The sequence below is a fragment of the Pseudomonas sp. 22072 genome (assembly GCF_052046095.1).
GTDB lineage: Bacteria > Pseudomonadota > Gammaproteobacteria > Pseudomonadales > Pseudomonadaceae > Aquipseudomonas > Aquipseudomonas paracarnis.
The window spans coordinates 1-789 of record NZ_JBQEQE010000063.1; the positions used below are offsets into that span (position 1 = coordinate 1).

Genomic DNA, 789 nt, shown 5'->3' on the forward strand with positions numbered 1-789 from the left:
AGCGGGCTTGCCCGCGAAGAGGCCAGCACAAGCACCACACATTCGACAGGCACAAAAAAGGCCGCTTTTGCATAAAAGCGGCCGTTCCGAAGTAGCTAAAGACCCGTAAAAACGACTTAAGTTCCCCATACAAAACAGTAACTTAGCAAATTGTATACAACCTCTGCCGCCGGTCGGATTTCGATTGTCAGCGCCTCGATACAACCTCAGGATCGCGCCGTCATCCCTTGAGGTTTCCCTGAATGAAGTTCTCCTCGATTCTCTTGTTGTCCCTTGGCCTGGTCAGTGGCGCAGCCATGGCAGGCGGCACCACCGAAGCCGGTGTAGGCGGCGCATTGGGTGGGGTTCTAGGTTCCGTTGTCGGCCAGCAGCTGGGCGGCAACACCGGTTCGACCATCGGCGCGGCCCTCGGCGGCGCAGGCGGTAGTGCAGTCGGCGCCGACAAACGTAGCCGTGGCGAAGCCGCCATTGGTGGCGCACTGGGCGCAGCCGGCGGTAACGTCGTAGGGCGCAGCGTTGGCGGCAGCACCGGTGCACTGATCGGCTCCGCAGCCGGCGGTGGTGCGGGCGGCGCGCTAGGCAACTACATGGGTAACGAAAGTGATCGCGACAGCCGCCATTACCGCGATCGCGACCGTGACGATCGTCGCTATTACCGCGATGGCCACCCAGGTCGCGGCCATGCCTATGGGCATCGCAAGAACAAGCATCGTTATCGCGACTGATAAACCCGCGCTCTGACGAACACATCCGATGTGGGAGCCGGGCTTGCCCGCGATAGCAGTGAAA

General features: G+C 61.1%; 1 protein-coding gene. It reads left to right on the plus strand.

Annotated elements, in window-relative coordinates; all coding sequences use genetic code 11:
- Nucleotides 1–242 precede the first annotated feature (242 nt).
- The gene (locus ACTJLA_RS26790) at nt 243–725 is read left to right on the plus strand and encodes a glycine zipper domain-containing protein (protein WP_034125502.1); all 483 of its coding nucleotides are present in this window, start codon (nt 243–245) and stop codon (nt 723–725) included.
- The last annotated feature ends 64 nt before the right edge of the window (nt 726–789 follow it).